Genomic DNA, 22,288 nt, shown 5'->3' with positions numbered 1-22,288 from the left:
GTTTCGCTAGCGAAGCCCGGCAGAGCGGTCAATCACCGAATGCGCGATGCGCCGCAGGGTCTCCTACTTGCCGATGCAGAATCCGGCAAAGAGCGTGTCCAGCACGTCCTCGACGCCGATCCGCCCGACCAGCCGCTCGAGCGCCATCACCGCGAGGCGGATGTCCTCGGCCAATAGCTCGCTCGGGGCACCCGGCGATGCGGCCATGCGTTCGAGGGCTTCGATGGCAGCAGCGACCGCGGCGCGGTGCCGTTCGCGCGTCAGCAGGGCCGGCTCACCCTGGGCCAGCCCGCGCAGCCGGGCGACGATCGCCGACAGCAGCTCGGCAAGTCCCTGGCCATTTGCCACGGATATGGCGTGCTCATCCGGCCGCACGCTGCCCGCGAGGTCGCTCTTGGTCGCCACCGCAAGGGTGGCCGCATCCGCGGGCATTCGAAACGGGTCCGAATCGACAGCCCGCAGGCTCAGCACGAGATCGGCGCGTTCGACAAGAGCCTGGGCGCGCCTGACACCCTCCGCCTCCACCGGATCGGCGCTCTCGCGCAACCCGGCCGTGTCGATCAGGATTACCGGCAGACCGTCGAGATCGAGCCGGACTTCGAGCGCATCGCGCGTCGTGCCGGCGACGGGCGAGACGATCGCCACGTCGCGGCGCGCCAGCGCATTCAGCAGGCTCGACTTGCCGGCGTTGGGCGGGCCGGAGAGGACCACCACGAAACCCTCGCGCACGCGCTCCCCCATCGAGAAGCTTCCCAGCGCCTGACGCAGCGACCCGAGGACCGCTTGGGCGATCTGCAGGGCTTCCTCCTGTAGTGGGCCCTCGACATCCCCTTCGTCGGAGAAGTCGATCTCGGCGGCAAGCAAGGTCATGGCTTCCAGAAGCGCGCTGCGCCATTGCCCGGCCTGAAGGCCGAGAGCGCCTTCCATCTGGCGCAGCGCCTGGCGCCGCTGCCATTCCGTCTCCGAATCGATCAGGTCTCCCAGGCCTTCGACAGCGGCGAGGTCGAGCTTGCCGGCCTCGAAGGCCCGGCGCGTGAACTCGCCGGCCTCGGCGAGCCTGACTCCCGGTAGTGCCGTCAGGCGACGAAGTAGTGCCGCCAGCACGGCGCGTGAGCCATGTACCTGAAATTCCGCGACATCCTCGCCAGTGAAGCTGGTAGGGCCGGGGAAGAACAGAACGAGTCCCCTGTCGATCTCGTCGCCCGCCTCGTCCCGGAGGGTTCGCAGCGTCGCCACCCGGGGCGGGGGCAGGACTCCGGCGGTCGTTTCGAGAGCGAATCGAGTCTTCGGGCCCGACACGCGCAGGACCGCCACGCCCGCCCGGCCGGGTGCCGACGAGACCGCGACGATGGTAGGCTGGTGCGTCCGATCGATCATGGCGCCACTCCGGCGCCGGGAAGGAGCGTCCGATGAACCGCCTCTCCGGAGCCGCCAGCCCCTATCTGCTCCAGCATCGCGACAACCCCGTCGACTGGTGGGAATGGAGTCCGGAGGCCTTCGCCGAGGCGAAACGCAGCAACCGCCCCGTTCTGCTCTCGGTCGGCTATGCCGCCTGCCATTGGTGCCATGTGATGGCGCATGAGAGCTTCGAGAATCCGGCAACGGCCGCCGTCATGAACGAGCTCTTCGTGAACATCAAGGTCGATCGGGAGGAGCGCCCCGACATCGACCATGTCTACATGACCGCCCTGCACAGTCTCGGCGAGCAGGGCGGCTGGCCCCTGACAATGTTCCTGACGCCGGATGGCGATGCCTTCTGGGGCGGCACCTATTTTCCGCCCGAGGCCCGCCACGGCCGCCCGTCCTTCATCGCCGTCCTGCGCCAGATCGCGACGATTTTCCAGCGCGAGCCGCAGCGCATTGCCGGCAATGCCGGGGCCATCCGAAGCGCGCTGCGGCGTGCCGAGGAATTGCCGCTCGGCACCGGCAGCGAGCCGGATCTCGATCATCTCGCGGTGCAGATCGGCGGCGCCTTCGATGCCCGCCATGGCGGGCTGCGAGGCGCGCCGAAGTTCCCGAACACCGGCCTGATCGAATTGCTCTGGCGAGCCGGCACGCGGACGCCCGCCGGCGAGCCGGCGCTCGCGGCCGCCGTGCTGACGCTGGAGCAGATGGCGCGCGGTGGCATCCATGATGATCTTGGCGGCGGCTTCGCCCGCTACGCCGTCGATGAGCGCTGGCTCGTGCCGCATTTCGAGAAGATGCTCTATGACAACGCGCAGCTGCTGGCGCTCTATGCGCTCGAAGCCAATCGTAGCGGCAGCACCCTCGCCCGCGAGGCTGCGGAGGGAATCGTAGGCTGGCTCGAACGCGAAATGCTGCTGCCGGAAGGCGCCTTCGCCGCCAGCCTCGATGCCGATTCCGAGGGCGTCGAGGGGCGATACTATGTCTGGTCGCTCGCCGAGCTCGTCTCGCTCCTCGGTGCCGAGGACGCCGCGCTGTTCGCACGCCATTATGACGTGACCGAGCACGGCAACTGGGACGAGACCAACATCCTCAACCGGCTCGATACACCCGATCCGGACCAGGATGCCGCATCGCGCCTCGCGCCGATGAAGCGCCGGCTTCTCGCCGAGAGGGCAAAGCGCGTCAGGCCGGGCCGCGACGACAAGATCCTCGCCGATTGGAACGGCCTGGCGATTGCCGCCCTGGCGCGCGCCTCCGCTCTGCTGGACAAGCCTCGCTGGCTCGATCTAGCGGAAAACGCCTACCGTTTCGTCGCCGAATCGATGTCGGACGGCGAGGGCCTCGCCCATTCCTATCGGCAAGGCCGGCGGATCGCACCCGGCTTCGCGCTCGATCATGCGGCGATGACGGACGCCGCCCTGGCGCTGCACGATGCCACGCTGGACCTGCGCTACCTCGGCGACGCGCGACGCTGGGGCGCGCATCTCGAACGGCACTACCGCGATGACCGAACCGGTCTTCTCGGGATGACCAGGTCGGACTCGGCCGCGCTACCGGTGTCGCCGCGGCCTACGCATGACGACGCCGTGCCGAATGCCATCGGCGTCCACGCCGCGAACCTCGTGCGGATCGCAGCCAAGACCGGCTCGGAAGCCGCCAGCGATCAGGCGAGGCGCTTCATGACCGCGGCGCTGGGGGCCGCCGCCCGCGCTCCGCTGGCGCATGGCTCCGTGCTCAATGCCTTTGACCTGGCGCGCAACGGCGCCGAGATCGTCCTGGCGGGACCCGACCGGGCGGCCTTTCACCGCGCGGCGCGCGCGCTCCGCTTTACCGCGACGATACTGGTCGATTGCCCGGACGCCGCAGCCTTGGCGCCCGGGCATCCGGCCAGCGCGATGCTCCGCGAAGCCGGGCCTAGCGCCGCCTTCATCTGCTTCGAGGGCCGCTGCCTGCCGCCCGTCACGGATCCGAATCGATTGGCCGAAGCGGTAGCCGCCGGCCGCTGAGATCCAAAAAGAAGGCACCGCCGATCCAGCTGGAACGGCGGTGCCCCGCTTTTCGTAAAGATGCTTCCGAGCTGGCTCAGGTATTCATCGAATCGAAGAATTCCGAGTTCTGCTTGGTCTGGCGCAGCTTGTCGATGAGGAACTCGATCGCGTCCTGCGGCCCCATCGGGTTGAGGATGCGGCGCAGCACATAGGTCTTCTGCAAGTCGGAGCGCGGCGTGATGAGCTCCTCCTTGCGGGTGCCCGATTTGAGAATGTCGATCGCCGGGAAGATGCGCTTGTCGGCCACCTTGCGGTCGAGCACGATCTCGGAGTTGCCGGTGCCCTTGAACTCCTCGAAGATCACCTCGTCCATGCGCGAGCCGGTATCGATCAGCGCGGTCGCGACGATGGTCAGCGAGCCGCCTTCCTCGATGTTGCGCGCTGCGCCGAAGAAGCGCTTCGGCCGCTGCAGGGCGTTGGCGTCGACACCGCCGGTCAGGACCTTGCCGGAGGACGGCACGACCGTGTTGTAGGCGCGGCCGAGACGCGTGATCGAATCGAGCAGGATGACGACGTCACGGCCGTGCTCGACGAGACGCTTCGCCTTCTCGATCACCATCTCCGCAACCTGGACGTGGCGCGAGGCCGGCTCGTCGAAGGTCGAGGACACGACCTCGCCCTTCACCGAGCGCTGCATGTCGGTGACTTCCTCGGGCCGCTCGTCGATCAGCAGCACGATCAGATAGCACTCGGGATGGTTGGTGGTGATGGACTGCGCGATGTTCTGCAGCAGCACGGTCTTGCCGGTGCGCGGCGGGGCGACGATCAGGGCGCGCTGGCCCTTGCCGATCGGTGCCACGATGTCGATGACACGCGGCGAGAAATCCTTCTTCGTGGGGTCCTGGACCTCGAGCTTCAGCCGCTCGTCCGGATAGAGCGGGGTGAGGTTGTCGAAGTGGATCTTGTGCTTGATCTTCTCCGGGTCTTCGAAATTGACCGTGTTGACCTTGAGCAGCGCGAAATAGCGCTCGCCGTCCTTGGGGCCGCGAATCGGCCCCTCGACCGTATCGCCGGTGCGCAGGCCGAACTTCCGGATCTGCGAGGGCGAGACATAGATGTCGTCGGGACCGGGCAGGTAATTCGAATCAGGCGAGCGCAGGAAGCCGAAACCGTCCTGCAACACCTCGACCACACCTTCGCCGAGGATCTCGGTCTCGCGCGCGGCGAGCTGCTTGAGGATGGCGAACATCAGCTCCTGCTTGCGCATGGTGCTGGCGTTCTCGACCTCCACCTCCTCGGCGAAGGACAGCAGTTCGGTCGGCGATTTGCTCTTGAGCTCTTGGAGCTTGATTTCCCGCATGGGGCACCCGGATCGTAAACGCCCGCGACGGCGGGAGTAGGGATGGTACTGGAGTGATCGACTATGGTCCGGACCGGACCTGCGCTGGGTTGCGCGTCACGAGCTGCTGCAACGGCAGCCGGCTCACGAACGGTCGACAACAGGGAGGACGCTGGAGAAGCGCACCGATCTGATAACGGGAATCGTCGCCGGGCTCAAGCGGGAAACGACGGCCCGCTTCAGAACGGCTTCACGATGACGAGAATCACGATGGCCGCCATCAGCAGCGCCGGTACCTCGTTGAGGATTCGATAGAAGCGCGCCGGCTTGTCGTTGCGATCCTCGGCAAAGGCCCTGACCCGGCCGGCAAGGTAGCCATGGATGCCGGAGAGAATCAGCACCAGCAGGATCTTGGCGTGAAGCCAGCCGCCCTTGAAGGCGAAAGCGGACCAGGCGAGGTAAAGCCCGAGCACCCAGGTCACGATCATCGCCGGATTGATGATGCCCTTGAGCAGGCGCCGTTCCATGACCTTGAAGGTCTCGGATTGGATCGAGCCGACCTGGGCTTCCGCGTGGTAGACCATCAGGCGGGGCAGGTAGAGCATCCCCGCCATCCACGAGATGACCGCCATGACGTGGAAGGCTTTGACCCATTCATACATGGCGCGAACTCCCTAGCCCCGAACCGCCTTGAGCAGGCGTTCGACATGCGCGATCGGCGTATCCGGCAGAATGCCGTGACCGAGATTGAACACGAAAGGCGCCTCGCCGAAAGCCGTGCGGATCGCCTCGACCTCGCGCTCCAGCTCGGGCCCGCCCGCGCGCAGGACCAGCGGGTCGAGATGACCCTGCACCGGAACGAGCGACTGGATCGCCGCGCGAGCGAAATCGCGGTTGATCTCGCTTTCGAGGCTCACCGCGTCGACCCCCGTGCCGCGGACATAATCCGGGATCATCGTCCCTGCGCCCCGCGGAAAGCCGATGATGCGGGCCTGCGGATGCGCAGCCCGCACGCCATCGACGATCCGCCTCGTCGGCGCGATGCACCAGCGCTGGAAATCACCGGGCGACAGCACGCCCGCCCAGCTGTCGAAGATCTGCACCGCATCCACACCCGCAGCGATCTGGGCGTTGAGATAGCCGATCGAGGTCGCGACGATCCGGTCGATGATCGCGGCAAACAGTTCGGGCTCGGCAGCGAACAGGGCCCGCGCGGGCCCTTGGTCCGGCGTGCCGCGGCCGGCGACCATATAGGTCGCGACCGTCCAGGGCGCCCCGCAGAACCCGATGAAGCCAGTCGAGCCCGGCAGGGCGCGGCGCACCCGCCGGACCGTCTCGATGATCGGGGAAAGCTTGTCGGCATCGGCGAGGCCATCGATCTCGTCCAGCCTCACCCGGCTCGCAACGGGATCGAGCCGCGGGCCTTCGCCTTCGACGAACCACAGCTTCTGGCCGAGCGCCTGGGGGACGACGAGAATGTCGGAGAACAGGATCGCGGCATCGAAGCCGAACCGGCGGATCGGTTGGAGCGTGACCTCGGCCGCCAGAGCAGGATCGTAGCAGAGCGCGAGGAAACTGCCTGCCTTGGCGCGCACCTCGCGGTACTCCGGGAGATAACGGCCGGCCTGTCGCATCAGCCAGACGGGAGGGACGGAGGTTGTCTCGCCAGCGAGCGCCCGCAGAAAGGCAGGCCGTTCGTGCGTCGCTGGGCCTGTCGGGCGATCCATCTCACATCCTCTCAAGAAAGAATCCTATTTAAAGATTCTTTTTCTTTGACTCTTGGGCAGGGGGAGATAGCCCGCCGCAATTCCATCCACAACCGGTCCACAGGCGGTGGGACAGCAGGTCGCGGCCCGACCCGACCCGATGCCGCCCGTTAAGACTCTATTAAGGAATTGGAATCCGCCGCCTCGAAGCGGCACGCCGGAATGATTCACGTGAAACACTTTCTTTACCATGCACAGCCGCCACGCTGTTGACGGTTATCGGCGGTTGTCCAGAGGCCTCGCCGAACTGCTCTGGTTACGAGTCTTATCCACATCGCTCCCGGCCGCTCTGGACAAGCTGCCCGGCTGGCATCCGCGGCGTCGGGATTTGCCAAAGGCGCACCTCGCGTGAGAGGACAGGCGAGCTTCAGCGCGAGGGCTGCCGTGGTCCGCAACTATTTCCATCTTCATCTCGTCTCGGACGCTACCGGCGAGACCCTGATCGCCGTCAGCCGCGCCGCTGCCGCGCAGTACGAGACCGTATCCGCGATCGAGCATGTCTATCCGCTGGTGCGCTCGGAGGCGCAGCTCGCTCGCGTGCTGGCCGAGATCGAATCCTCGCCGGGCGTCGTGCTCTACACGCTGGTCGAGCCGGAATGGCAGGAGAAGCTCGAGACTTTCTGCCGCGAGCTCGGCTGCCCGTGCCTGTCGGTTCTGCAGCCGGTGCTCTCGCTGTTCCAGTCCTATCTCGGCCAGGCCTCGGCGACGAAGCCGGGCGCCCAGCACGTGCTGAACACCGAATATTTCCGCCGCATCGACGCGATGAACTACACGCTGCTGCACGACGATGGGCAGATGGGCGGCGACCTCGACAATGCTGACGTGATTCTGGTCGGCATCAGCCGGACCTCGAAGACCCCGACCAGCATCTATCTCGCCAACCGTGGCATCAAGACCGCCAACATCCCGCTGGTGCCGAACGTGCCGCTCCCGCTCGAGCTAGACTCCGCCAAGAAGCCGCTGATCGTCGGTCTGGTCGCCAGCCCGGACCGCATCGTCCAGATCAGGCAGAACCGCCTGCTCTCGCTGCGCGCCGACGACGAGACGCCCTATGTCGACCCGGCGGCGGTCGCCGACGAGGTGGCCCAGTCGCGCCGGCTTTGCGCCCGCAAGGGCTGGCCCGTGATCGATGTCACCCGCCGCTCGATCGAGGAGACTGCCGCCTCGATCCTCGATCTGCTGCGCGACCACCGCATGAAGTTCATCGCGACATGACGGGCCTCTGGCTCGCCGCTGCGCCGCTCGTCCTCGCCTCGGGCAGCGCGACACGCCGCGACATGCTGGTTGCGGCCGGGCTGCCGGTCGAGATCGTGAAGCCGGCGATCGACGAGCGTGCGGTCGAGAAGCCGCTGGCCGCGCAAGGTCTCCCGGCGGATCGGATCGCCGTTGCCCTGGCGGAGGCCAAGGCGCTCGCTGTTTCGAGGCTGCACCGCGGCCGGATCGTGCTGGCGGCCGACCAGACTCTCATCTGCGCCGGTCGGTCCTTTCACAAGCCGGAGAACCCGGCGGCCACCGCCGAGCAGATCGCCGCATTGTCGGGACGGGCGCACGAGCTGCATTCGGCCTTCGTTCTGGCGCGTGACGGAACGGCCCTCGCCAGCGGCTGCGACACGGCCCGGCTGACGATGCGCCGGCTCGATCCCCAATTCATTGCCCGCTATGTCGAGGCGGCCGGCCCCGTCATTTTCTCGAGTGTCGGCGGCTACCAGCTCGAGGGCGTCGGTGCCCAGCTGTTCGAGCGGATCGAGGGGGATCACTTCACCATTCTCGGCCTGCCCTTGCTGCCCGTCCTCGCCGCCCTGCGTGATCTGGGCCATCTCGCCCGCTGAACCGGACCCGACCATGTCTCCTCGCTGCTTCGTCATTGGCCATCCGATCGCACATTCGCGCTCGCCGCTGATCCACCGTGAATGGCTGAGGCAGTACGGGATCGCCGGCTCCTATGAACGCATCGACGTGGCCCCGGTCGATCTGCCGGCCTTCGTCGCGAGGTTGCGAGACGGCGAGTTCGCCGGCGGCAACGTCACGGCGCCGCTCAAGGAAGCGATGATGGCGCTGGTCGACGAGGTCAGCGAGGCGGGCCGGGTCGTCGGGGCCGTCAACACGCTCTGGCGCGATGCCGGCCGGATCATCGCGGATAACACCGATGTGTCCGGCTTCCTCGCTCATCTCGACGCGACCGTCCCCGATTGGGAAGGCCGGGTGAAGGCGATCCTCGTCCTCGGAGCCGGTGGCGCTGCGCGTGGCGTCGCCTTCGGTCTCCAGTCGCGCGGGATCGGCCGCATCCTGATCGCCAACCGCAGCCGCGCTCGCGCCGACGAGCTCGCCGCAGCTTTCGGAGCGCCGTTGGAGGCGATCGATTGGGAGCGCCGGAGCGAGGCCGTCGGGCAGGCCGACCTCATTGTCAACACGACGCCGCTTGGTCTGCAGGGCAAGCCGCCGCTGGAGATGGACCTCTCGACTCTGCGGCCGGGCACCATCGTCGACGACATCAACTACGTTCCGTTGAAGACGGCTCTACTCGCCGAGGCCGAGCGTCGCGGCGGCATCCTCGTCGATGGGCTCGGCATGCTGCTGCATCAGGCGACGCCGGGTTTCGCCCGCTGGTTCGGGGTCGACCCGCAGGTCACGCCGGCGCTGCGCCGGCTGATCGAAACGGATATCCTTTAGGCCTGATTCGCAGGGAAGCGGAATGACCTTCGTGCTGGGCCTCACGGGCTCGATCGGCATGGGCAAATCGACGACCGCCGCGCTTTTCGTGAAGCGGGGCGTGCCGCTGCACGATGCCGACGCGGCCGTGCACCGCCTACATCGCGGCCGGGCCGCCGGGCCGATCGCGGCGGCCTTTCCCGGTACCGTCATCGACGGGGTGGTCGATCGCGCGAAACTCGGCGCCGCGGTGCTCGGCAAGCCGGACGCACTCAGACAGCTCGAAGCGATCATCCATCCGCTGGTGCGGGAGGAGGAGGAAGCGTTCGTCGCCGGCTGCCGCAAGGAGGGCGCAGGGCTCGCGGTCATCGATGTGCCGCTCCTGCTGGAGACGGGCGGCGAGAGCCGCTGCGATGCCGTGCTGGTGGTGACGGCGCCGGCCGAGGTCCAGCGCGAGCGCGTCCTGGCGCGCCAAGGCATGACGGCGGAGAAGCTGGCGGCGATCCTGTCGCGCCAGATGCCGGATGCCGAAAAGCGCCGGCATGCCCATTTCCTTGTGGACACCTCCCGCGGCCTGATGGCCGCAGACCGGCAGGTCGGCTCTATCCTGACGGCGCTCGCCGGGCGCCCCGGCCGCGTCGCAGCCGCGAAACTCCAGGCGGAGTCCTGATCCGATGCGCGAGATCGTTCTCGATACCGAAACTACCGGCGTCGAAGCCAATAACGGTGACCGCATCGTCGAGATCGGCTGCGTCGAACTGATCAATCATTGCCCGACCGGGCGCACCTATCACGTCTATATCAATCCCGAGCGTTCGATGCCGATCGAGGCCTTCAACGTCCACGGGCTTTCGGAGGCGTTCCTCTCGGAGAAGCAGGTCTTCGCCGAGATCGCTCACGAGTTCGCCGAGTTCATCGCCGGGGCCCGGCTGGTGATCCACAATGCCGCCTTCGACGTCGGCTTCATCAACATGGAATTCAAGCGCCTCGGCCTGCCGCCGATCGAGCCTGCGAACGTGGTCGATTCGCTCTCGATGGCGCGGCGCAAGCATCCGGGTGCCTCCAACAGCCTCGACGCGCTCTGCTCGCGCTACGGCATCGACAACAGCCGCCGCACCAAGCACGGGGCGCTGCTCGATTCCGAGATCCTGGCCGAAGTCTATATCGAGCTGATCGGTGGCAAGCAGGCTTCGCTCGGCCTTGGCGTCGGGGCCGCGGCGGGCCGCCCGGGTCTGGCCGCGCCGGTGCTGGAGAAGCCGCAGCGGCTCCGCCCGCTGGCACCCCGCCTCGACGCGGCCGCCATCCAGGCGCATGAGACCTTCATTCTCAATGCCCTGAAGGCGCCGCTCTGGAAGGGCTATCTCGGCATCACCGACGAGGCGGCCCAGTAACGGCTCAGCGGCTGCGCCCGCTGGCACGCCGCGACAGCATGTTCAGAGCCTCGACCAGCGCCGAGAAGGCCATCGCCGCGTAGATGTAGCCCTTCGGCACATGCATGCCGAAGCCCTCCGCGATCAGCGTGCCGCCGATCATCAGCAGGAAGCCCAGCGCCAGCATCACGATGGTCGGGTTCCGCTCGATGAAGCGTGCCAGCGGCTCGGCGGCGAGCAGCATCGTCAGGACCGCGACGATCACGGCAATGACCATGACCGGCACATGTTCGGTCATGCCGACGGCGGTGATGATCGAATCGATCGAGAAGACCAGGTCGAGCAGCAGGATCTGTGCGATCACGCTGCCGAAATTCGCCGCGGCGGCCCGGCCGCCGTCGAACAGGTCCGGCCCGGGATCGGGATCGACCTTGTGGTGGATCTCCTTCGTCGCCTTCCAGACCAGGAAGAGGCCGCCCGCGATCAGGATGAGATCCCGCCACGAGAAGGAATGACCGAGGACGGAGAATACCGGAGCCGTCAGCTTGACGATGATGGCGACGGTGCCGAGCAGCGCCAGCCGCAGGACCAGCGCCAGCCCGATGCCGATCCTGCGGCCCTTGGCCCGCTGATGCTCCGGCAGCTTGTTGGTCAGGATCGAGATGAAGATCAGGTTGTCGATGCCGAGCACGACCTCCATGGCGATCAGTGCTCCGAGCGCGGCCCACACGGCCGGGTCGGAAGCAAGCGTCATCAGGGCGTCCATCGGGTCTCCATCGGATACGGAAAAGGCGGGCGTCCCGGTGGGGCGTCCGCCATCAGCCTGACCGACATGGAGAAGGGCAAGGTGCCCTGCAAGGGCAACAATCATTCGCAACAAACGAAAAAGGGCCCCTTCCGGGGCCCTTTCGCGATTGGGGAGCGCTTGGGCTCAGGAGTTGGCGGCGCCGCCCTGGCCCATCTCCTCCATGCGCTGCTGGTACAACGCGGCGAAATCGATCGGCGGCACGTAGAAGGCCGGAAAGCCGCCGTTCTGCACCGCCTCCGCGATGATCTGCCGCGCGAAGGGGAAGAGCAGGCGCGCGCAGTCGATCACCAGCACGGGGTGGATGTGCTCCTCCGGGATGTTCTGCAGCCGGAAGACGCCGGCATAGCTCAGGTCGAAGGCGAACAGCGTTTCGTTGTTGAGCTCGGCCTTGCCCTCGAGCTTCAGCACGGTCTCGTAGTCCGGGCCGCCGAGGCCGGTCGTCCCGACATTGACCTGCAGCGACATCTGCGGGCCGTTCTGGGCCTCCTGCTGGGCCAGCGCGCGGGGCGCCTTGGGGTTCTCGAAGGAGAAATCCTTGGTGTACTGGATCAGGGCGTTGAGGCTCGGAGCCGCATCCGCGGTGCCGGCGCCGTTGCCGTTGGGAAGTTCGTTGGCCATCGGTCCCATCTTGTTCTGGCAGGCTGTCTCGGGAAGTCCCGCGCCGCTTTCCGGCAGGGGGGACTGCGCTGCGCCTCCGGGGGCGACGCGCGCGTCGGCTATCATGGACGGGAAGGCGGCACAAGAACTCGCCTTCACAACGTCGGGGGTGGATGTTACGAGCCTGTCTCACCATATGACGGTGGTGACGGCCTGCCGCCGGCGATCCGGCGCAGCCTGGACCAAGACAAGAATGGGGAGCCGCGGGTCAGTCTTCGATGCAAAATTCCTTCGACATTACGACTCTGGTCTTCTTGGCTCTGGCCGTTTTCGTCGCCTGGAAGCTGCGCTCGGTCCTCGGTCAGAAGACCGGGCACGAGCAGCCGCCGAAGGACCCCTTCGTCCGGCGCGAGACGCCGCCGATGCGCCCCGACCAGGGCCAGGCGCCGGACAAGCGCGACAATGTCATCCGCCTGCCGGGTGCGGCGAACGACCCTGCGGCCGCAGCGACCCCGGTGGCCGAGCGCTGGAAGGACATCGCACCGCCGGATTCCCCGGTCAGCAACGGCATCGAGGCGATCGTCCGGCAGGAGCCGGATTTCGATCCGCAGGCCTTCGTCGGCGGTGCCAAATCCGCTTATGAGACGATTGTCACCGCGTTCGCCCGCGGCGATCGCAAGACGTTGAAGACCCTTCTGGCCAAGGAGGTCTATGAAGGCTTCGAGCAGGCGATCACCGAGCGCGAGAAGCGTGGCGAGAAGGCCGAATCCAACTTCGTCTCGATCGACAAGGCCGATCTCACGGCCGTGGAGCTCAAGGGCAAGGCGGCCCAGGTCACCGTCGCTTTCGTCTCGCAGCTGATCAGCGTGACCCGCGACGCGCAGGGGAATGTCGTCGACGGCAGCGCCGACCAGGTCTCGGAGGTCAACGACATCTGGACCTTCGCGCGCCAGCTCGGCAGCCGCGACCCCAACTGGCTGCTCGTCGCGACCGAAGCCGGGGCGTGATCGGTGCCGCCGCGGCCGCGCTCGCAGTGTTCGCGGCTGCTTCTCTCGCGCCGATGACGGCCATGGCCACGCCGCCTTTTCTCCTGCCGAACGGCGCCCGCGCCGAGCCGCTTTCGCCCGATCGGATCGCTGGGTGGCGTCAGGACGACCACGGCAGGGCTTTCGCCATCTTCGCGCAGGGCTGCATGGCGGACCCGCCGCTGCGCCAGGGGGTGCCGGTGCCGGAGGCACTGGTCGCCGTTTGCGAGAAAGCGAAAGCTCTGGTCGCTGCCGGCTCCGTGAGCGCCGATCAGGCCCGCGGCTTCTTCGAGCGGAACTTCAGCTTCTGGCGCATCCGCCCGGCCGACGCCGAGACCGGCTTCATGACCGGCTATTTCGAGCCCGAGTTCGAAGGTTCGCTGACGCGGTCCGAGGCTTTTCCGACGCCGCTCTACGACCGTCCCAAGGATCTGGTGACGCGATTCCCCGAGGATGACTGGCCGGGCCTCGACAAGACGCTCTCCGCAGCGCGCCGCACCGCCAAGGGGCTCGAACCTTTTCCGGACCGGGCCGCGATCGAGGATGGCGCGCTCGACGGGCAGGGTCTGGAGATCCTCTGGCTGCGCGACCCGGTCGACCGGTTCGTGCTGCAGGTGCAGGGTTCCGGCCGCGTGCGCCTGCCGGACGGCTCGGTGACGCGGCTGGTCTATTCGGGCCGCAACGGCCTGCCCTATACCTCGCTCGGCCGCGTGCTCAGCCAGCGCGAGAACATCCCGCCCGGTGAGATGACCATGGATCGGCTCATCGCGCGGCTGAAGGCCGATCCTGTCTTCGCGCGCGACCTCATCCGCCTCAACCGCTCTTTCGTCTTCTTCACCCGCCGCGACGATCTGCCCGCCGAAGCCGGGCCGATCGGCGGTGCCGGGCTGCCGCTGACGCCCCTGCGCAGCATCGCCGTCGATCGCCATGTCTGGCCCTATGGGCTGCCGGTCTGGATCGACGCGACCATTCCGGATGGCGCCGGCGGCGACGCGCATCTCGCCCGGCTGACGGTCGCGCAGGACACCGGTTCCGCAATCCTCGGTCCAGCCCGGATGGACCTCTTCGTCGGCTCCGGCCCGGTCGCGGGGCATCGCGCCGGACTGATCCGGCATCCGGTTTCCTTCACCGTGCTCTGGCCGCGCTGAGATGCGGTCGCGGCGGGGCAAGACGCTGAGCGAGGCCGATATCGCGCTCTGGCGACAGGTGGCGCGTTCGGTCAAGCCGTTGCCGGGCCGTGCGCCGATCGAGCCCGAGCCGCCACCGCCCGCCGCGCCGGTTCCGGCGGAAACCTCCATGCTGGTGATCGCTGCAGCCGCGTCGGCCAAGGTGGTGCCGCCCGCCGCCCCGCCGCTGGCGCCGATCGAGCGCCGCCTGCGCACCCAGCTCCGGCGCGGGCGCCAGGACATCGAGGCCTCGATCGACCTCCACGGCATGCGCCAGGACGAGGCGCATCTGGCGCTGGGCGGCTTCCTGCGGCGGGAGCAGGCGCGCGGCACGCGCCTTTGCCTTGTCGTCACCGGCAAGGGCGGCCCGGCTCCGGCTCTCTTCGGCGAGGAGCGCGGGGTCCTGCGCCGCATGGTGCCGCACTGGCTGAGGCTGTCCGAGCTGCGCCCGCTGGTGCTGGGCTTCGAGGAGGCCGAGCAACGCCATGGCGGTGCCGGCGCGCTCTATGTCCGCCTGAGGCGGCTCAGGGAGCATGGGCCGTGACGCCCTTCGGCCGGCGCGTGCGCGAGCATCGCGCGAAGCGCGGCATCACGCTCGCGCAGATGGCCGAGGGGCTCGGCGTCACGCCGGCCTATCTCTCGGCGCTGGAGCACGGCAAGCGCGGCCGCCCGACCTTCACGCTGATCCAGGGCACGATCCACCTTCTCGGCATCATCTGGGACGAGGCCGACGAGCTCGTCCGCCTTGCCGATCTCTCCCATCCGCGGGTGACGGTCGATACGGCAGGGCTGGACGCCGAAGCGACGCTTTTCGCCAACCGGCTCGCCCGGGAGATCGGCGCGCTCGATGCCGAGGATCTGCGGCGCCTCGGCGGAATCCTCGATGAGGCCGCCGCCCGCCGCGACCCGCCGGCTTGACCCGAAACCGGCCGGATGCGACACGGCCGCCACCCTTCCTTCCGGCCATCCAGCGCCGCGCCAATCCGGACCCATTCATGACCAGCACCCGTACGGACGTCCTCGCCCTCGGCAACGCCATCGTCGACGTTCTCGCTTCCGCCGAGGAGGACTTCCTGGCTGCGCAGAAGCTGACCAAAGGCGCGATGATGCTGATCGACGAGGAGCGCGCCGAGCAGCTCTATGCGGCTATGGGCCCGGCGCGCATCATCTCGGGCGGCTCGGCCGCGAACACCATCGCGGGCCTCGCCTCCTTCGGCGGCAAGGGCGCCTTCATCGGCAAGGTCCGCGGCGACGAGCTCGGCAAGCTCTATCGTCATGACCTGACCTCGCTCGGCGTCGCCTTCGGCACGGCCGACGCGACGGAAGGCCCGGCCACGGCCCGTTCCTTCATCATCGTCACGCCGGATGGCGAGCGCACGATGAACACCTATCTCGGCGCCTGCCAGGGCCTCTCGGCCGCCGATGTCGACGCCAAGGCTGTGGAGGCCGCCGATATCGTCTATCTCGAAGGCTATCTCTGGGACCCGCCGGCGGCGAAGGACGCCTTCCGCAAGGCCTCCGAGATCGCGCACAAGGCCGGCGGCCGCGTCGCCATCACCCTCTCCGATTCCTTCTGCGTCGACCGCTATCGCGACGAGTTCGTCGGCCTGATCCGCAACCGCATGGTCGATCTCGTCTTCGCCAATGAGCACGAGCTCAAGAGCCTGTACCAGACCTCGGATTTCGACACGGCCCTGTCCTGGCTGCGCTCGGAGAACATTTTGGCTGTCGTCACCCGTTCGGAAAAAGGCGCGCTCGCCGTGACGCCGGACGGCATCGTCGAGGAGCCGGTCTTCCCGGTCGAGCGCGTGGTCGATGCGACCGGCGCCGGTGATCTCTTCGCTGCGGGCTTCCTCCATGGGCTGACCTCGGGCCGCGAGACGCGCGACTGCCTGCGTCTTGGCGCGCTCGCCGCGGCCGAGATCATCTCGCATGTCGGGGCCCGCCCCGATGTCAGCTTGAAGACGCTGGCGGGGAATGAAGGACTGCTCTGAGCTCTTCCTTCTCTCTTCTGGGAGAGAAGGTCTCCGGTTCAGCAGACGAATGAAGAAAGGGCTGCATCAGCGGCCCTTTCTTGTTTTTGGCTGAGGTCTTGCCCTCGGTTGCTACGGCTCCGCCGTGCCAACCTCTCCGCCCGAGGGGGAAGGGAAGCGTCTCTCAATAAAGCGTCGCCTTGACCCGGCCCGGCAGAGCCTCATCATAGGCCTTGCCGTCGAACGTCTCGACCTTCGCATTTCGGGCGGTGATGTCGCGCAGGATCGTGCCGGGTGAGGGCAGGCTGCGCCGGTCGACGTGCCGCTCCGCGTTCCACAGCTCCGCCCGCACGACGGCGCGCGAGCACTGGAAGTAGACCGCCTCGACATGGACGACCATGACGCTCGCCGGTAGCTTCCCGGCCATCTCGAACCGCGACAACAACTCAGGGTCGCAAGAAACCTCCGCACGTCCGTTCAGGCGTAGCGTCTCGCCGCAACCGGGGATCATGAAGAGCATTCCGATTCGATCGTCGAACAGGATATTCTTCAAGGAATCCAGACGGTTATTGCCTTTTCGGTCGGGAATCAGGAGCGTTTTCGCGTCCCTGACCGTGACAAAGCCCGGCAAATCCCCACGCGGCGAACAATCCAGCCCGCCCGGACCGACCGTCGCGAGCACAAAAAACGGCGAGGCGGCGATCAGCGCTGCATAGTTCGCGTCGACATGGTCGATCTCCTTGAAGACCGATGCCGGTGCCATCGGGTTGGGATAGGCGCGGGCGAGGTCGTCGGGCGAGGCGATGCGGTGGTCGGACATGCCGGTCTCCATGGATCGGCATATGTCTAGACTATTGAGAGTCGAGCCGCCAGCCATCATTCTCGGCGATCGGGATGCGGCAACACGAGAATCTTTGGACGAGAATGCGCGGGGCCTCATCGACCAGGCGCCGGTTCGACGGCACCGCCCCAAAAAGAAAAACGCCCCGCAGCCTTCGTTGCGGGGCGCCTTGCTTCACGTGAATCCGCTTGCGGCGATTACTCGGCCGCGCCCTGCTTCTCGCGGGCCTTCTCGGCGTCGCGCTCGGCCTTGAGCTTCTCGGTGATGTCCTCGCCGGTCTCCTGGTCGACGACCTTCATCGAGAGGCGGATCTTGCCGCGCTCGTCCATGCCGAGGAACTTCACCTTGACCTTGTCGCCTTCCTTGACGACGTCCTGCACCTTCTGGACGCGCTTGGGAGCGAGTTCGGAGATGTGGACGAGGCCGTCCTTGGCGCCGAAGAAGTTCACGAAGGCGCCGAACTCCATGATCTTGACGATGGTGCCGTCATAGATCACGCCGGCTTCCGGCTCGGAGACGATCGACTTGATCCACTTGATCGCGGCTTCGATCGACTTTCCGTCGGCCGAGGCGATCTTGATGGTGCCGTCGTCCTCGATGTTCACCTTGGCGCCGGTCTTCTCGACGATCTCGCGGATGACCTTGCCGCCGGAGCCGATGACTTCGCGGATCTTGTCGACCGGGATCTTCATCGTCTCGATGCGCGGCGCGAACTCGCCGAGCTGGCTGCGCGAGGCGGAGAGCGCCTTGGCCATTTCGCCGAGGATGTGCTCGCGGCCGCCCTTCGCCTGCTCGAGGGCGACCTTCATGATCTCCTCGGTGATGCCGGCGATCTTGATGTCCATCTGCAGCGAGGTGATGCCCTCGCCCGTGCCGGCCACCTTGAAGTCCATGTCGCCGAGATGGTCCTCGTCGCCGAGAATGTCGGACAGCACGGCGAAGCGCTCACCCTCGAGGATCAGGCCCATGGCGATGCCCGCGACCGGGGCGCGCAGCGGCACGCCGGCATCCATCAGCGCCAGCGAGGTGCCGCAGACGGTGGCCATCGAGGAGGAGCCGTTCGACTCGGTGATCTCCGAGACGACGCGCAGCGTGTAGGGGAATTCGCCCTTCGGCGGCAGCATCGGGTGGATGGCGCGCCAGGCGAGCTTGCCGTGGCCGATCTCGCGGCGGCCGGGCGAACCCATGCGGCCGGTCTCGCCGACCGAATAGGGCGGGAAGTTGTAGTGCAGCAGGAAGGTTTCCTTGTAGGTGCCTTCCAGCGAGTCGATGAACTGCTCGTCGTCGCCGGTTCCGAGCGTGGTCACGACCAGCGCCTGCGTCTCGCCGCGGGTGAACAGCGCCGAGCCGTGGGTGCGCGGCAGGACGCCGGCCTGGGCGACGATCGGGCGCACCGTCTTGCCGTCGCGGCCGTCGATGCGGATGCCGTCGTCGAGGATGTTCCAGCGCACGATCTTGGCCTGGGCTTCCTTGAACTGGGCGCCGACCTTCTCCTTGGTGAAGCTGGTCACGCCGTCCGGGGTCTCCGAGACCAGCGCGGCGACGACCTTGGCCTTGACGGCGTCGACCGCCTTGTAGCGCTCGGCCTTGGCGGTGATCTTGTAGGCGGCGCGCAGATCGGCTTCGCCGATCTTCATGATCGCGTCGAGGATGGCGGAATCGTCCGGCGGGTTGAAGTCGCGCGGCTCCTTGGCGGCCTTCTCGGCCAGGCGGATGATCGCCTCGATCACCGGCTGGAAATGCTTGTGGCCGAACATCACGGCGCCGAGCATGATCTCCTCGGAGAGCTCCTTGGCCTCGGATTCGACCATCATCACGGCGTCCTGGGTGCCGGCGACGACGAGGTCGAGAGCCGATTCCTTCATCTCCTCGATGGTCGGGTTCAGCTTGTAGGCGCCATCGATATAGCCGACGCGGGCACCGCCGATCGGGCCCATGAAGGGCACGCCGGAGAGCGTCAGCGCCGCCGAGGTCGCGACCATTGCGAGGATGTCGGGATCGTTCTCGAGGTCATGCTGCAGGACCGTCACGACGACCTGCGTGTCGTTCTTGTAGCCTTCGACGAAGAGCGGGCGGATCGGCCGGTCGATCAGGCGGGAGACCAGCGTCTCCTTCTCGCTCGGACGGCCCTCGCGCTTGAAATAGCCGCCGGGGATGCGGCCGGCCGCGAAGGTCTTCTCCTGATAGTTCACGGTCAGCGGGAAGAAGTCGAAGCCCGGCTTCGGCTCCTTCGCGGAGACGACGGTGGCGAGCAGGACGGTCTCGCCATAGGTGGCCATCACGGCGCCGTCGGCTTGGCGGGCGACCTTGCCGGTTTCGAGGACGAGCTTGCGGCCGCCCCAGATCAGTTCTTCGGTTTGGATGTCGAACATGTGTGTCGTCTTTCGGTCGGGTCCGACCCGTCCGGTGCCTTCAGGCCCATGGGCAAGACGGCGGAACGCTCGGGTCTGAGAAGGAATGCGCCCGAGCGCTCGGCGATCCTGCCATGGACGTCTTTCGGCGCCCGGCGGGTCACGCGGGAGGGCCGCCCCATGCGGCCGCCGCGGCAGTCAGGCGCCCCGCCCCTGGCGGAGTCGCCCGAAAAGGAGCCGCCCGGAGCGTGGCGCACCGGGCGGAAACGGTTTTCGGCCTTCGATCAGCGGCGGATGCCGAGCCGTTCGATCAGCGTCTTGTAGCGGGCCTCTTCCTTGCCCTTGAGATAGTCGAGCAGCGAACGGCGCTGCGAGACCAGCTTGAGCAGGCCGCGGCGCGAGTGGTTGTCCTTCGCATGCGACTTGAAGTGGCCGGTGAGGTTGTTGATGCGCTCGGTCAGGATCGCGACCTGGACTTCCGGCGAGCCGGTGTCGTTCGGCTTGGTGGCGTATTCCTTGAGCAGCTCGGTCTTGCGTTCGGCAGTGATCGACATCGGGATATCCTTGTGTCTCGGGTTGATCTGGCGGGCCTGGCCGGGATGTCGTCCAGCGAGGTCCGAAATCCGCGAGCCGCCTCATCGCGGAGGGGTCGCGCAGCCGTCTTTTCAGCGCGGATGCCGGGCATATACACGAATTTTGTGGAAACGCCAGCGCTACCGGATCCCGGCGGCCGCGGGCGGCGCGGCGGGCGCTTTCGCCGAACCGGCCTCCCGATCGTAGCGCTGCTGCGCCGCCTCGACCTCGCCGATATGCGCCTCGGCCCAGAGGGTGAGCTGGTTCACCGTCTGCGCCAGCGTCCGCCCCAGCTCGGTCAGCGAGTATTCGACGGTCACCGGCACGGTCGGAAAGACCTCGCGGCGCACCAGCCCGTCGCGCTCCAGGCTTTTCAGCGTCTGCGACAGCATCTTCTGCGAGATGTTCTCGATGCGGCGCCGGAGCTGGTTGAAGCGCAGCGTCCCTTCGTCGAGCGCGATCAGGATCAGCACAGCCCAGCTATCGCCGATGCGATCGAGCACGCGCCGCGTCGGGCACAGCGCCTGGAAAGGATCGGGGCGTTTCAGCATGACGGTTTCCCGGAGGTGACCATGTCGCGTGAAAGTGCCTTCTTTACGGGGCCGCGCGGCAGGATCAGATAGGTTCCACTGGAGTGCAGGTATCCGGCGGATACCATAAAAAGGAACCTCTGTCATGAAAGTCGCCAAGAAGGTCGCATTGATCGGCGCCAGCGGATTCATCGGTTCGCGCCTGCTGGGCGAACTCTCCGCACGCGGCCACGCCGTCACCGCCATCGTCCGCCATCCGGAGAAGGTCGCGTCCCTGCCGGGGGTCACCGCCGTGAAGGGCGATGTCTTCGACAAGGATGGGCTCGCGACGCTGCTGGCCGGCCATGATGCGGCGATCAGCGCCGTGCATTTCACCGCGAGCGACCCGGAGCTTCTGCTCGCCGCGGTGAAGCAGTCCGGCGTGAAGCGCTATCTCGTCGTCGGCGGGGCCGGAAGCCTCGAGGTCGCTCCCGGCGTGAGGCTGTTCGACACGCCTGAATTCCCCGCCATCTATCTCGACGAAGCGAGGAAAGGGGGAGCCTTCCTCGACCTGCTGAAGCGGGAGCCGGCCCTGGACTGGACCTTCCTTTCGCCTTCGGCCGTGATTCAGCCGGGCGAGCGCACCGGCAGGTTCCGGCTCGGTGGCGACCGGCTCCTCGTCGACCCTCAGGGCGGCAGCACGATATCGGCCGAGGACTATGCGGTTGCCCTGGTCGACGAGCTGGAGAAGCCCGCCCACGGCCGGCGCCGCTTCACCGTCGGCTATTGACCGCCCGGCGACGCCGTCTTGCAAACAAAAAGGGCCGGGCCCCGTCTGGGAGGCCCGGCCCTTGTTCCGATCGAGGCGACGTCACGCCTTGCGGAAGTGATTCTCGCCGATGCTGAGCTTGCCGCGCTTGAGCTTGCCCAGCGCGACCCAGCCGGATTCGCCCTCGAAATAGAGCTTGGAACGGTCGACCGCGTATCGACCGCTGTGGCGCGCGCCGATCTCCGGCTTCTGCTTGTGGAAGCGGCCGTCGGGCGTCAGGTCGATGAGAATGGCGCCGTCCTCCGTCTGCCAGGTGCCGATGGCGGCCTGTTCGAACGGGGATGGGGCATCGGCGCCGTCGAGGTCGATCTCGAGCGGGCGAGTGGCGCGGTCGCGCGGCGCAATGGCGATGGCGAACTGGCCGAGAGCTTGAAGAACCTGGCTGATCTGCATGGGTCCGGTCTCCCTGGAAGTGAGGAGAGCCCTGGCTCCGCCGGGCAGGCGGAACAGGGGGGCGACGACGGTTGCCGGCGCCCCGGGCGCCTGCAAGGTCGAAGTCTCGCAAAGATGGCTGTCGATGGTGGCGCCTGCTGGGCACGACTGTGGCGGCGCTGGAGCTGAGATAGGTGCCGTCCGCCATATTGCAAGGCGCGGATGCGCCGGAAAAACGCCGGCTGCTGGCGGATCGGCCCCCTGAAACGCTAACGGCGCCCTTGGGCGCCGTTAGGAGATGTGGCGGCTGGCTGGCCGGATGCCTTTGCGCCCTGGGTCAGAACTCTTCCCATCCGGAGTCCTGGGCGCGTCCGTTGGCGACCTTGCGCGGGGCCGGGGCGGTCCTGGACTGGACGAAGGCGGCCTCGGCGAGCTGGCGCAGGCGCTCGGGCTCGGGTTCGCCGGCCGCGGGGGCGGAGGCGGCGGGGCGAAGCATGGGGCGCGGCGCCGGCCGGGCCGGGCGCGGTCCGGCTGCCGGCAGCGGCTGGGGAGCTCCGGTCTGCCCCACCGCCTCGCGGCCGGTGCGGAAGGTTGCGACGAGGTCGTTGAGCTGTCCGATGCGGCCGGAGAGCGCGTTGGCGGAGGCGGCGCTCTGCTCGGCCAGGGCGGCGTTCTGCTGGGTCATCTCGTCGAGATGGGCGACGGCCTGGCTCATCTCGTCGATG

Annotated in this window: 22 protein-coding genes and 2 pseudogenes; 12 read left to right on the top strand and 12 right to left on the bottom strand. The window is 67.4% G+C overall.

Annotated features, from left to right (window positions below; all coding sequences use genetic code 11):
• Positions 1 to 63: 63 nt before the first annotated feature.
• Positions 64 to 1,377, bottom strand: coding sequence for a tRNA uridine-5-carboxymethylaminomethyl(34) synthesis GTPase MnmE (gene mnmE / locus BGO20_RS00325; RefSeq protein ID WP_291665178.1), 1,314 nt, complete (start codon positions 1,375 to 1,377; stop codon positions 64 to 66).
• A gap of 32 nt (positions 1,378 to 1,409) precedes the next feature.
• On the opposite strand from mnmE, the gene BGO20_RS00320 reads away from it, so the two are divergent.
• On the top strand, positions 1,410 to 3,413 hold the full coding sequence (locus BGO20_RS00320; RefSeq protein WP_291665180.1) for a thioredoxin domain-containing protein: 2,004 nt from the start codon (positions 1,410 to 1,412) through the stop codon (positions 3,411 to 3,413).
• Between the two features lie 76 nt (positions 3,414 to 3,489).
• Here BGO20_RS00320 and rho read toward each other — a convergent pair whose 3' ends face one another.
• From rho to hemE, 3 genes and pseudogenes are all read right to left on the bottom strand, one after another.
• Complete coding sequence (gene rho, locus BGO20_RS00315; RefSeq protein WP_291665181.1) at positions 3,490 to 4,755, bottom strand: transcription termination factor Rho; 1,266 nt, start codon at positions 4,753 to 4,755, stop codon at positions 3,490 to 3,492.
• Between the two features lie 218 nt (positions 4,756 to 4,973).
• Positions 4,974 to 5,399, bottom strand: a pseudogene (hemJ, locus tag BGO20_RS00310) (protoporphyrinogen oxidase HemJ); the annotation flags it as partial.
• A 9-nt stretch (positions 5,400 to 5,408) separates the two neighbouring features.
• Positions 5,409 to 6,461, bottom strand: coding sequence for a uroporphyrinogen decarboxylase (gene hemE / locus BGO20_RS00305; protein WP_291665184.1), 1,053 nt, complete (start codon positions 6,459 to 6,461; stop codon positions 5,409 to 5,411).
• A gap of 423 nt (positions 6,462 to 6,884) precedes the next feature.
• On the opposite strand from hemE, the gene BGO20_RS00300 reads away from it, so the two are divergent.
• From BGO20_RS00300 to dnaQ, 5 genes are read left to right on the top strand one after another with little or no spacing between them, the layout of a single operon-like run.
• Positions 6,885 to 7,715, top strand: coding sequence for a pyruvate, water dikinase regulatory protein (locus tag BGO20_RS00300; RefSeq protein ID WP_291665185.1), 831 nt, complete (start codon positions 6,885 to 6,887; stop codon positions 7,713 to 7,715).
• A complete protein-coding gene (locus BGO20_RS00295) occupies positions 7,712 to 8,329 on the top strand; it encodes a Maf family protein (protein ID WP_291665186.1) in 618 nt (205 codons plus the stop codon). Before BGO20_RS00300 ends, BGO20_RS00295 begins: the two co-directional genes overlap by 4 nt.
• Positions 8,330 to 8,342: 13 nt before the next feature.
• A complete protein-coding gene (locus BGO20_RS00290; RefSeq protein ID WP_291665188.1) occupies positions 8,343 to 9,170 on the top strand; it encodes a shikimate dehydrogenase in 828 nt (275 codons plus the stop codon).
• A gap of 22 nt (positions 9,171 to 9,192) precedes the next feature.
• Positions 9,193 to 9,819, top strand: a complete 627-nt coding sequence (gene coaE, locus BGO20_RS00285) for a dephospho-CoA kinase (RefSeq protein WP_291665189.1) — start codon at positions 9,193 to 9,195, stop codon at positions 9,817 to 9,819.
• Between the two features lie 4 nt (positions 9,820 to 9,823).
• The gene (gene dnaQ / locus BGO20_RS00280; RefSeq protein WP_291665190.1) at positions 9,824 to 10,540 is read left to right on the top strand and encodes a DNA polymerase III subunit epsilon; all 717 of its coding nucleotides are present in this window, start codon (positions 9,824 to 9,826) and stop codon (positions 10,538 to 10,540) included.
• Between the two features lie 4 nt (positions 10,541 to 10,544).
• Here dnaQ and BGO20_RS00275 read toward each other — a convergent pair whose 3' ends face one another.
• Positions 10,545 to 11,285 (bottom strand): TerC family protein, encoded by a 741-nt coding sequence (locus tag BGO20_RS00275; RefSeq protein WP_291665192.1) that lies wholly within the window; start codon positions 11,283 to 11,285, stop codon positions 10,545 to 10,547.
• A gap of 165 nt (positions 11,286 to 11,450) precedes the next feature.
• The gene (gene secB, locus BGO20_RS00270) at positions 11,451 to 11,945 is read right to left on the bottom strand and encodes a protein-export chaperone SecB (protein ID WP_291665194.1); all 495 of its coding nucleotides are present in this window, start codon (positions 11,943 to 11,945) and stop codon (positions 11,451 to 11,453) included.
• A gap of 257 nt (positions 11,946 to 12,202) precedes the next feature.
• On the opposite strand from secB, the gene BGO20_RS00265 reads away from it, so the two are divergent.
• From BGO20_RS00265 to BGO20_RS00245, 5 genes are all read left to right on the top strand, one after another.
• Positions 12,203 to 12,931, top strand: a complete 729-nt coding sequence (locus tag BGO20_RS00265) for a Tim44/TimA family putative adaptor protein (RefSeq protein WP_291665196.1) — start codon at positions 12,203 to 12,205, stop codon at positions 12,929 to 12,931.
• Positions 12,932 to 12,993: 62 nt separating this feature from the next.
• Positions 12,994 to 14,097, top strand: a complete 1,104-nt coding sequence (gene mltA / locus BGO20_RS00260; protein WP_291665198.1) for a murein transglycosylase A — start codon at positions 12,994 to 12,996, stop codon at positions 14,095 to 14,097.
• A gap of 1 nt (position 14,098) precedes the next feature.
• Positions 14,099 to 14,659 carry a Smr/MutS family protein gene (locus BGO20_RS00255; protein ID WP_291665200.1) on the top strand — a complete coding sequence of 187 codons (561 nt, stop codon included), beginning with the start codon at positions 14,099 to 14,101 and terminating at the stop codon, positions 14,657 to 14,659.
• Positions 14,656 to 15,033, top strand: coding sequence for a helix-turn-helix domain-containing protein (locus BGO20_RS00250; protein WP_291665202.1), 378 nt, complete (start codon positions 14,656 to 14,658; stop codon positions 15,031 to 15,033). The genes BGO20_RS00255 and BGO20_RS00250 overlap by 4 nt, the downstream gene beginning before the upstream one ends.
• 77 nt (positions 15,034 to 15,110) lie before the next feature.
• The gene (locus tag BGO20_RS00245) at positions 15,111 to 16,109 is read left to right on the top strand and encodes an adenosine kinase (RefSeq protein ID WP_291665203.1); all 999 of its coding nucleotides are present in this window, start codon (positions 15,111 to 15,113) and stop codon (positions 16,107 to 16,109) included.
• 163 nt (positions 16,110 to 16,272) lie between these two features.
• On the opposite strand, the gene BGO20_RS00240 is transcribed toward BGO20_RS00245, so the two are convergent.
• The 4 genes from BGO20_RS00240 to BGO20_RS00225 form a co-directional block, all read right to left on the bottom strand.
• Positions 16,273 to 16,968, bottom strand: coding sequence for a pyridoxamine 5'-phosphate oxidase family protein (locus tag BGO20_RS00240; protein WP_465245977.1), 696 nt, complete (start codon positions 16,966 to 16,968; stop codon positions 16,273 to 16,275).
• Positions 16,969 to 17,126: 158 nt separating this feature from the next.
• The gene (gene pnp, locus BGO20_RS00235; protein ID WP_291665205.1) at positions 17,127 to 19,301 is read right to left on the bottom strand and encodes a polyribonucleotide nucleotidyltransferase; all 2,175 of its coding nucleotides are present in this window, start codon (positions 19,299 to 19,301) and stop codon (positions 17,127 to 17,129) included.
• Between the two features lie 263 nt (positions 19,302 to 19,564).
• A complete protein-coding gene (rpsO, locus tag BGO20_RS00230; RefSeq protein ID WP_089173156.1) occupies positions 19,565 to 19,834 on the bottom strand; it encodes a 30S ribosomal protein S15 in 270 nt (89 codons plus the stop codon).
• A 159-nt stretch (positions 19,835 to 19,993) separates the two neighbouring features.
• Positions 19,994 to 20,404, bottom strand: coding sequence for a winged helix-turn-helix transcriptional regulator (locus BGO20_RS00225; protein WP_291665210.1), 411 nt, complete (start codon positions 20,402 to 20,404; stop codon positions 19,994 to 19,996).
• A 124-nt stretch (positions 20,405 to 20,528) separates the two neighbouring features.
• Between BGO20_RS00225 and BGO20_RS00220 the strand changes: the two genes are divergently transcribed.
• The gene (locus BGO20_RS00220; protein ID WP_291665212.1) at positions 20,529 to 21,152 is read left to right on the top strand and encodes an NAD(P)-dependent oxidoreductase; all 624 of its coding nucleotides are present in this window, start codon (positions 20,529 to 20,531) and stop codon (positions 21,150 to 21,152) included.
• Positions 21,153 to 21,233: 81 nt separating this feature from the next.
• Here the strand turns inward: BGO20_RS00220 and BGO20_RS00215 are convergent, their stop codons facing one another.
• Entirely contained in the window at positions 21,234 to 21,584 is a 351-nt protein-coding gene (locus tag BGO20_RS00215; RefSeq protein WP_291665214.1) for an Atu4866 domain-containing protein, read from the bottom strand.
• Positions 21,585 to 21,900: 316 nt separating this feature from the next.
• A pseudogene (locus BGO20_RS00210) lies at positions 21,901 to 22,288 on the bottom strand (hypothetical protein); the annotation flags it as partial.

The organism is Allobosea sp. 67-29 (assembly GCF_001898115.1).
Taxonomy (GTDB): Bacteria; Pseudomonadota; Alphaproteobacteria; order Rhizobiales; family Beijerinckiaceae; genus Allobosea.
This window is presented reverse-complemented; position numbering and strand designations above follow the sequence as displayed.